Genomic DNA, 9,304 nt, shown 5'->3' with positions numbered 1-9,304 from the left:
CTGCAAATTCCTGTGGGAGCGAGCCTGCTCGCGATGGCTGTGGATCAGCTTGCATCAGCGTTGGATGTGCCGCCGTCATCGCGAGCAGGCTCGCTCCCACACTGGGTCGGGAACGATCTACAGATTTGCGGCCACTGCAAATCCCTGTGGGAGCAAAGCTTGCTCGCGATAGCGGTGGATCAGCTTGCATCAACGTTGGATGTGCCGCCGTCTTCGCGAGCAGGCTCGCTCCCTCACTGGGTCGGGAACGATCTACAGATTTGCGGCCACTGCAAATCCCTGTGGGAGCAAAGCTTGCTCGCGATGGCGGTGGATCAGCTTGCATCAGTGTTGGATGTGCCGCCGTCTTCGCGGGCAAGCCCGCTCCCACACTGGGTCGGGGGCGATCTACAGATTTGCGGCCACTGCAAATTCCTGTGGGAGCAAAGCTTGCTCGCGATGGCGGTGGATCAGCTTGCATCAGCGTTGGATGTGCCGCCGTCTTCGCGGGCAAGCCCGCTCCCACAGGAGAAACGCGGTCCCACCAAGAACCAGGTCGGCTACTAGGCCGCCTCGCGGTGGACGTTGATCTCGGCGCCCCGTTAACCACGCTGGCTGAACGAAGGTATTGCGCAGTGGGCAACCCGGCATGGATGCCGGGTTAGCCGCGCTGGGCCATGGATGGCCCTTCGCGGCGGCCCACGGAGCAATGCCTTCGTTCAGGCATGCCGAGCCTAGGCGAGGCACCGAGTGGTGGGGCATGAGCGTTTTGCTTACTTTTGCGCTTCTCAAAAGTGAGCCGCTGTAAGAGCGGAACCCTAAGCGGCCGTTACCGCAGCAACGGATATACACCCCCCCTGAAATCAAGCATCCCAAGGGGCCACCGCGTCCACATCAATGGCGTACCGCCCAATGGCCTCGGCACACACACTGGCATCGAGGCGCCCCATGTGCACCAGGGCAGTCAGCGCACTCAAGACAATCTGGTGGCGGTCCACTTCGAAGAACCTGCGCAACTGGTCGCGGGTATCACTACGGCCAAACCCGTCGGTCCCGAGTACCGTGTAGCGGGCATCGAGATAACTGGCGATCAACTGCGGCAAGGCGCGAACGTAATCGGTGCAAGCAATGATCGGCACCGAGTCGTTGAGCGACGCCTGGACATGACTACGGCGCGAAGGCTGTCCAGGATGCAGTCGATTCCAACGTTCCACTTCACGGGCATCACGTGCCAACTCGGTGAAGCTGGTAACGCTCCAGACCTGACTGTCGATACCCCAGTCGCTCTCCAGCAACTCGGCGGCGGCAATCACTTCGCGCAGGATGGCGCCGGAACCCAACAACTGGACACTTCCACGCGCACCCTCGACTTCATGCCGGGCGAACCGATACATGCCCTTGATAATCGCCTGTTCGACGCCTTCAGGAAGGTTGGGCTGCGGGTAGTTCTCGTTCATCAAGGTGACGTAATAAAACTCGTCCACCTGACGCTCCAGCATCTGACGCATGCCGTGATCCAGGATCACCGCGAACTCGCCGGCAAATGCCGGATCGTAGGCACGGCAGTTGGGGACCATCGCCGCCATCAGATGACTGTTGCCGTCCTGGTGCTGCAGACCTTCGCCCCCCAATGTCGTGCGGCCTGCGGTGGCCCCGAGCAAAAAACCGCGGGCCCGTTGATCCGCCGCCGCCCAGATCAGGTCGCCGATGCGCTGGAAGCCGAACATCGAGTAGTAGATGTAGAACGGCAGCATCGGCAAGCCATGCACCGAATAGCTGGTCGCCGCTGCAACCCAGGAACTGATCGCCCCCGCCTCGCTGATGCCCTCTTCGAGAATCTGGCCGTCCAGCGCTTCTCGATAGCTCAGGATCGAACCGATGTCTTCCGGCTCATATCGCTGCCCCACGCTGGAATAAATACCGATCTGCTTGAACAGGCTGGCCATGCCGAACGTACGCGCTTCATCCGCCACGATCGGCACGATGCGCGGGCCCAGTTGTTTGTCCCGCAGCAGACCACTGAGCATTCGAACGAACGCCATGGTGGTGGACATTTCCTTGCCTTGGGCAGCAATGGCAAACGCGCCATAGCTGCTGACGTCAGGCACCGCCAATGATTCGGCAGTCGAAGGACGCGATGGCATGTAGCCGCCCAATGCACGGCGACGCTCATGCAGATAGCGCATTTCAGCACTGTCTTCAGCGGGCTTGAAGAAGCTCAACGAGGCGGCCTGTTCATCAGTCAACGGCAGGTTGAAACGATTGCGGAACGCGATCAGCGCCTCCCTGTCGAGCTTCTTCTGCTGGTGCACGGTCATCTTGCCCTGCCCGGCATCGCCCATGCCGAAGCCCTTCTTGGTCTGCGCCAGAATCACGGTGGGTTTCTTGCCTTCGAGCAGCGCGCTTTGATAGGCGGCGAATATCTTCACCATGTCGTGACCGCCACGTTTCAGACGGTCGATCTGTTCATCGCTCAGGCCTTGTCCCAACTGCGCCAATGCCTCGTTCTGACCAAAGAAATGATCACGGTTAAAGCGCCCGTCTTTTGCCGCGAACGTCTGGAACTGGCCATCGACGGTGCTGGACAGCGCCTTGACCAGCGCGCCATCTGTATCACGCGCAAACAAACTGTCCCAGTCGGAACCCCAGACCAGTTTGATGACGTTCCAGCCTGCCCCACCAAACAACGCCTCCAGCTCGTCGATGATGCGACCATTGCCACGAACCGGCCCGTCCAGCCGTTGCAGGTTGCAATTGACCACCCAGACCAGATTATCCAGCCCTTCCCGCGCGGCCAGCGTCAGTGCCGACATGCTTTCCGGCTCATCCATTTCCCCGTCGCCAAACACGCCCCAGACGGTTCGCCCGGAGGTGTCTTGCAGGCCTCGATGCTCCAGGTAACGCATGAAGCGCGCCTGGTAGATCGAGCTGATCGGACCGATGCCCATGGAACCGGTCGGAAACTGCCAGAAGTCCGGCATCAACCAAGGATGCGGGTAACTCGACAGCCCCCGGACACCCTTGGCGCGCGCGCTGATCTCTTGCCGATAATGCAGCAGATCCTGTTCTTCCAGGCGTCCCTCGAGGAACGCCCGGGCATAGACCCCTGGCGCCGAGTGCGGCTGATAGAACACCAGATCGCCACCGCTCCTTTCGGTTCGCGCTTTGAAAAAATGGTTGAAGCCCACTTCGAACAAATCCGCCGCGCTGGCATAACTGGCGATATGGCCGCCCAATTCGCCATAGGCGTAGTTGGCCCTGGCAACCATGGCCAACGCATTCCAGCGCATGATCGAGGCCAGCCGTTCTTCGATGGCCAGGTCCCCTGGAAATACCGGCTGGCACTCAACACTGATGGTATTGATGTAAGGCGTGCCATGGCTGGGCCGCCAACCGATGTCCGAGGCGCTTGCCACAGCCACCAGCATGTCGAGAATCTGTTTGGCCTGTGCCGTGCCGCTATGGGCGATAACCGACAGCAAGGCGTCCCGCCATTCAGCAACTTCTTGAGCATCTTCAGTGGTCTGGCCCGGCCATTGGGCATGAATATCGAACAGGTTCATGGGCATCTCCTGCAAATGTCAGGCAACGCTTCAAGGTGGCGCGAATAGCTCAATCGGGCGAGTTTTTTGACTTGCTCTACCGCGTCAATGACGGAGCGCTCGGCCCAGCTGTCTTGCCCTATCTGGTAGATGCACGGGTTGCCAATGGAAAGATTGTTCAATAGATACTCTTCAAGTTCACCGCAAACGAGAAAGCTGTAGTCACACCCCGCTACGTGTACTTCAACGCACCTGCCAGCCCCTGTATCCGAAGGCTCAACCTGCACAAGCGCGATATTGTCAAAACAGCTGAACCCATGATGCATCAGGTCAATATGATCACTGTCAATTGCGGACACGATGACAACAATGCGGGTACAGCTCGAAGGTTCACGCATCCACTTCGTGGTTTTAGAACGACAGTCGGCAGATCGGCTCATGAGTGCGGCCTTTCCATTGGGGTCATAAATTCAGGCGTGTGTGGCGATGACTTTCGCTAGATGAAACAACGCTCTTGCAAGCCGCTTTTCACCAGTGTCCGGGTCACCGATAAAATCTCTTCCACCTGTTTATCGATCGCTGCGTGGGAGGCTACGTCTTCCAGTTTGAGGACACGCAGTGGGTGACCGCAGACTGATCCCAGCCAGGTGAGACGGGGTATCGGGCTGACTTCGACATCCAGTAAAAAGCAGCCTTTGGATACGCCGCGCAGCAGTTGGCTGGCCCGGCAGGTGGTCGCCGGCGCTGCATCTATCGGGTTGGACCCAAACTGCAACCAGTCGAGCATAAACGCCCTGGATTGCTGGACCACCAGGTAAGCAACCTGGTCCCAGTCGTCGATTTCCATGTGCAACTTGTCAATCAGGTACTGGGGCAACGCGGCGCTGGTCACGATGACGACCCCGGTATCCGCCAGCGGTTCTTTCACCCAGATTGCAGACTGCGATATCGCATGCATGGTGGTACTCCCAGCGTGATTCCTGAGCCTGGCTGACACAATCCCCTGTGGGAGCGAGCTTGCTCGCGATTGCGTTGGTTCAGTGCCTACGGAGGTACCTGACAAATCGCTATCGCGAGCAAGCTCGCTCCCACAGGCAACCCCAAGCAGTTCTACGCTCAGCCGTTACGAAACAGGAAGCTGTAGGCGTTCAGCGCCGGCGCCCCGCCCAAGTGTGCGTAAAGCACTTTGGAACCTTCGGGGAATTCGCCACGACGGACCATTTCAATCATGCCGTGCATCGATTTACCTTCGTACACCGGGTCTGTCAGCACACCTTCAAGGCTGCCGCACAGTCGGATGGCTTCCAATGTACCTTCGTTGGGCAAGCCATATTCCGGGTAGGCGAAACGCGTATCGAGCACCACGTCCTCTTCCGTAATCTCGCGTCCCAGCTCCACCAGCTCAGCCGTGTGTCGGGCGATGCGCAGGATCTGTGCCTTGGTCTGTTCCGGCTTGGCCGAAGCGTCGATACCAATCACATTCTTCGAACGACCGTCCGCCGCGAAACCGACAACCATGCCCGCCTGCGTACTGCCGGTCACCGAGCAGACCACGATGTAGTCAAACTTGAAGCCCAGTTCTTTTTCCTGCTGCCGCACTTCTTCGGCAAAGCCGACGAAACCGAGGCCGCCGTAGGGGTGTTCGGAACAACCCGCCGGAATCGGAAACGGTTTGCCACCCTGCTCCACGACATCGCTCATGGCCTTTTCCCAACTTGGCCGAATGCCAATATCGAAGCCAGCGGCGTCAAGCCGCACGTCAGCGCCCATGATCCGCGACATCTCGATGTTGCCGACGCGGTCATACACCGCGTCGGAATAGTTCACCCAGTTTTCCTGCACCAACACGCACTTCATGCCCAGGTGGGCAGCGACGGCAGCGACCTGGCGGGTCTGGTTCGACTGGATGCCGCCGATGGAGACCAGCGTATCGCAGCCTTGCTCGATCGCTTCAGGAATAAGGTATTCGAGCTTGCGTGTCTTGTTCCCACCAAAGGCCAGGCCACTGTTGCAGTCTTCACGTTTGGCATACAGCTCGACCTTCCCCCCCAGATGTTGACTGAGGCGCTTCAAGGGCGTGATGGGCGAAGGACCGAAGGTCAATGGATAACGTTCAAAACGATTCAGGTTCATGACTCTGCTCCTTGATATGGGATATCCAAGCGCCAGACCGAAAGGGAAAAGGCCGCATTCCAGGCTCTTTCCAGAGGGGCTTCGATGAGTTCAATATTAAGAAGAATCCAAAAAATATGTGTTGCAAGTTTCCGCCACTTGGAAAAACATAATTTCCATTAAGTAACACCAAACATACTTTTAATGCGTGGAATTCAACATGCGAGCAACAAACACTCACAAGAAGCCGGGCGCTACGGCCCCAGTGCCGCAGCCACTGGATCGAACCGACCGCGCGATTCTCAAGGCCCTGCAACGGGATGCCTCCATCTCCAACGTGGCGCTTGCAGAGAAGGTGAAGTTGAGTGCCCCGGCTTGCCTCAGGCGCGTGGAACGACTCAAGCAGGTCGGGCTGATCAAGAACATCGTCGCCCTGTTGGACAATGAAGCGCTGGATGCGGGGATGGTGGTCTTGATCGGCGTGGTGCTGGACCGCTCCACACCGGAATCCTTCGCCGCATTCGAGGCGGCCGCACAAAAAGTGTCCGGCTGCATGGAGTGCCATGTGGTGACGGGGGAGTTCGACTACTTCATGTTGCTGCGCACCAAGGACAGCAACAGTTTCAACCGGCTCCACGCGGAGCAATTGCTTTACCTGCCCGGGGTTCGCCAGATTCGCTCGTTCATGGGCTTGCGCCAGGTCTTGTCGACAACCCACATCCCCCTTTGAGGCTCCCGTCAGATCGAGCAGGCATCGGGGGGATGCGCAGAAAAACTGACACGACTGAATGCGTTGGCAATCCAGCTGCTAAGCTCAATTTCGCTCCAGACCACAACCAATAACAATGTTCAAAGAAAGGTAAGGCAGCATGACCACGGCACAGTCTCCGGCAACGTCCGCGAAATGGCGTTTCAAGTTAGGCATCGCCATTCTTTGTCTAATGCTCACGTTGTGGTTGTTGGTGCCACTGGCAGCGGCCGCGGATGTGCCCCGCTCCACCATCGCCGCTATCACCGGCGCCCTGTTCATCATCAACAAGGTGTTGTTGCTGCTGGTGATCGCCGTGATGGGCAAGGCGGGTTTCCAAGAGCTCAAGCAGCATGTATTCAGCTATGTGTCGGGCCTTGTGCCCAACGCCGAGCAAGAGGTAAGCGTCACCCGCCACCGTATTGGCCTGGTGATGTTCTGCTTGCCGTTGGTGTGTTCCTTTCTCGAACCCTATGTCGACACCCTCGCGCCCGGTCTGCGCCCCAATAGCTGGGCATTGCAACTGCTGGGCGATGCCCTGTTGGTTGGCAGCTTCTTTGTACTGGGTGGCAATTTCTGGGAGAAATTGCGCGCGCTGTTTATCCGAACCGCACGGGTCACTGCCTCCGACCCGGTCTGAGCCAACGCCCGGATCGCCTCCCCCCGGCGCGCTGTCGGTTGTTCTTGAAGCGCCATGACTTACAGGTGCCGATATGCCCGAAACACAGAACGCTCCCGTTTCCGTCGAGCCTGAGCGCCAAGCCGAACCGCCTCCTGAAAAGCCTGCGCCAGCCAATCCGCTGCGGCGCATTGCACTAGGTGTGGCGGTGTTGATCGCCGTGCTGTTTACCCTCTCCATTTTTATGGAACGACGCACGCCCTCGACGTCGCAAGCCGTGGTGCAAGCCTATGTCGTGCAAATGGCTGCCGAGGTAGGTGGTCGTGTGACAGAAATTGCGGTGCTCGACAATGCCCGGGTGAAGACTGGCCAGGTGCTGTTTCGTATCGACCCGCAACCCTACAAGCTTGTCGTCAGCGAGGCTGAAGCGCGGCTGGAAGAAACCGGCCAGGCGTTGGGTGCCAGCACCGCCTCGGTGGATGCCGCCCAGGCACAGCTGGTGTCGGCGCGCGCGCAGCGTGACAACATACGCGAGCAAGCCCGGCGGGTGAACCAATTGGTCGAGCGCGGTGTGTTCGCCCCGGCGCGCCAGGATGAAGCCAAGGCCTCGCTGAGCTCCGCCGAGGCGGCCGTGAGCAAAGCCCAAGCCGACCTGGAGCGGGCGCGTCAGCAATTAGGGCCCAAAGGCAACGACAACCCGCAATTCAAGCAAGCCCTGGCCGCACTGGAAAAAGCCCGGCTCGACCTGGTGCGTACCGAAGTCATTGCACCCGCCGATGGCGTGATTACCCATCTCCAGCTCGCCGTGGGTCAGGTCGTCAGCGCTGGCCAACCGGCACTGACCTTCATCGACAGAGGCACCGTATGGGTGTCTGCCGCCTTCAAGGAAAACAGCCTGGAGCATGTGCAGGCTGACGACCCGGCGGAACTGGTGTTCGATGTATTGCCAGGCCGCGTGTTCAAGGGCCGCGTTGAAAGCGTCGGCTGGGGTGTCGCGCAACAGGATAGCAGCAACTCCGCCCTGCCCTCGGTGCGCAACGAGAGTGGTTGGGTGCGCGACCCGCAGCGCTTTCCGGTGCGCCTGCTCGTGGAGGAACCGCACCCGATCGGCCCGCGATACGGCTCGCAAGTGACCGTGGTGATCTACACCGATGACAACCGCATGACTAACGCGCTAGGGGCATTTATGACACGCCTGGGCGCCTGGCTGAATTATGTCAATTGATGGGCAAGCTGCGCTGGAGCTGCTGCGGATAAAACGCCAGGGATTGCGCGTCGCCCTGGCAGCGACCGTAGGCTTGTGCACGGGTCTGGTCCTGGGCGACATCCTGCCTTTTCTCGCGCCCTTGTTCGCCATCCAGTTCCTCTTGGCCAGCCGCCGCGCACCAGCGTTGTCTCAGGGATTGATAACGTTGCTGGTGAGTCTGCTGACCGGCGCACTGCTGGTGTGTATGACCGGCATGCTCGGTGAGCGGCCGTGGGTGCTCCTGCCGGTGCTGTGGCTGTTTTATTTCGCCTGTTTTACCGCGCAAGGCCAACAACAGGGCGGCGCGGGGCCGGCGCTGATGCTGGTCATTGCCATTGTGGTACCGATGCTCGATATCGTGCAGCGCGATCTGGGCGAGTCCATCGTGCTAGTGCTGGTCAAGGCGGTCAGCCTGGGATTGCTGCTGACTTGGGGCGCCCATGCGCTGCTGCCCGACCCTGCTGGTGAATACACCGACCAGCAAATCGCACAGCCGCGCGAGCTGACGCTGGTGATTCACCAGGCCATGGCCAGCGCGGCGATTCTGCTGGCCATGGTTGCCCTGTGCCTGAGCGCCCCGCGGCTGGCCACGGCGATGGTCGTCCCCATCACGGTGGCCTCGTTGCTTAGCCAGTTTTCGCTAGGCATGAGCAGCCGCACCGCCCTTGGCCTGGTGATGGTCAACCTGCTGGGCGGGGTGGTGGCTTCCCTGGCCTTTACGCTGTTCGAACTGCGGCCGACCCTGTGGCTGGTGGCGCTGATCCTGCTGCTGGTAAGCCTGCTGTTTGCCGGCAAAGCCGCCATCGGTAACACCGCTGGCAAAGTATTCGGCGGGGGGCTCATGACCTTCCTTATTCTGTTCGGGCTTGGTGTATCACCGTTGCCGACGGAAACGCCCCAGCTGTTTTCCACCCGTATCGCCTACGTGCTGTTTGCGGTTGTCTATGCCGTTGGCCTGGCCGCGCTGTTGTGGCCAAGGGCGGGCGTCATGCCGGCCGAGGCGGCCGACGCCCATCGCAGCCTATCGTCCGTCGACCAGTAGCATCCGCGGCTCGGTG

The 9,304-nt window shown here is 59.8% G+C and carries 8 protein-coding genes and 1 pseudogene; 5 read left to right on the top strand and 4 right to left on the bottom strand.

The features are described 5' to 3' along the window. A pseudogene (locus AD662_RS29645) lies at positions 1 to 546 on the top strand (hypothetical protein); the annotation flags it as partial. Positions 547 to 842: 296 nt separating this feature from the next. Here the strand turns inward: AD662_RS29645 and mdeB are convergent. The 4 genes from mdeB to AD662_RS11555 all read right to left on the bottom strand — a co-directional run bounded on the left by mdeB (position 843) and on the right by AD662_RS11555 (position 5,654). Further along, entirely contained in the window at positions 843 to 3,542 is a 2,700-nt protein-coding gene (mdeB, locus tag AD662_RS11570; protein ID WP_053187265.1) for an alpha-ketoglutarate dehydrogenase, read from the bottom strand. After that, positions 3,539 to 3,961: a hypothetical protein gene (locus AD662_RS11565; RefSeq protein ID WP_053187261.1), complete on the bottom strand. Its 423-nt coding sequence runs from the start codon at positions 3,959 to 3,961 to the stop codon at positions 3,539 to 3,541. The genes mdeB and AD662_RS11565 overlap by 4 nt, the downstream gene beginning before the upstream one ends. 56 nt (positions 3,962 to 4,017) lie before the next feature. Next, on the bottom strand, positions 4,018 to 4,479 hold the full coding sequence (locus AD662_RS11560) for a hypothetical protein (RefSeq protein WP_053187258.1): 462 nt from the start codon (positions 4,477 to 4,479) through the stop codon (positions 4,018 to 4,020). 158 nt (positions 4,480 to 4,637) lie between these two features. After that, positions 4,638 to 5,654 (bottom strand): 1-aminocyclopropane-1-carboxylate deaminase, encoded by a 1,017-nt coding sequence (locus AD662_RS11555; protein ID WP_003200489.1) that lies wholly within the window; start codon positions 5,652 to 5,654, stop codon positions 4,638 to 4,640. Between the two features lie 199 nt (positions 5,655 to 5,853). Between AD662_RS11555 and AD662_RS11550 the strand changes: the two genes are divergently transcribed. The 4 genes from AD662_RS11550 to AD662_RS11535 all read left to right on the top strand — a co-directional run bounded on the left by AD662_RS11550 (position 5,854) and on the right by AD662_RS11535 (position 9,288). Next, on the top strand, positions 5,854 to 6,363 hold the full coding sequence (locus tag AD662_RS11550) for an Lrp/AsnC family transcriptional regulator (protein WP_053187255.1): 510 nt from the start codon (positions 5,854 to 5,856) through the stop codon (positions 6,361 to 6,363). Positions 6,364 to 6,502: 139 nt separating this feature from the next. Next, positions 6,503 to 7,021, top strand: a complete 519-nt coding sequence (locus AD662_RS11545) for a transporter suffix domain-containing protein (RefSeq protein WP_024616699.1) — start codon at positions 6,503 to 6,505, stop codon at positions 7,019 to 7,021. A 73-nt stretch (positions 7,022 to 7,094) separates the two neighbouring features. Next, on the top strand, positions 7,095 to 8,225 hold the full coding sequence (locus tag AD662_RS11540) for an HlyD family secretion protein (RefSeq protein WP_018608156.1): 1,131 nt from the start codon (positions 7,095 to 7,097) through the stop codon (positions 8,223 to 8,225). After that, positions 8,215 to 9,288 carry a DUF2955 domain-containing protein gene (locus tag AD662_RS11535; protein ID WP_053187252.1) on the top strand — a complete coding sequence of 358 codons (1,074 nt, stop codon included), beginning with the start codon at positions 8,215 to 8,217 and terminating at the stop codon, positions 9,286 to 9,288. The genes AD662_RS11540 and AD662_RS11535 overlap by 11 nt, the downstream gene beginning before the upstream one ends. The last annotated feature ends 16 nt before the right edge of the window (positions 9,289 to 9,304 follow it).

Source organism: Pseudomonas kilonensis, assembly GCF_001269885.1.
GTDB classification, from domain to species: Bacteria; Pseudomonadota; Gammaproteobacteria; order Pseudomonadales; family Pseudomonadaceae; genus Aquipseudomonas; species Aquipseudomonas kilonensis.
This window is presented reverse-complemented; position numbering and strand designations above follow the sequence as displayed.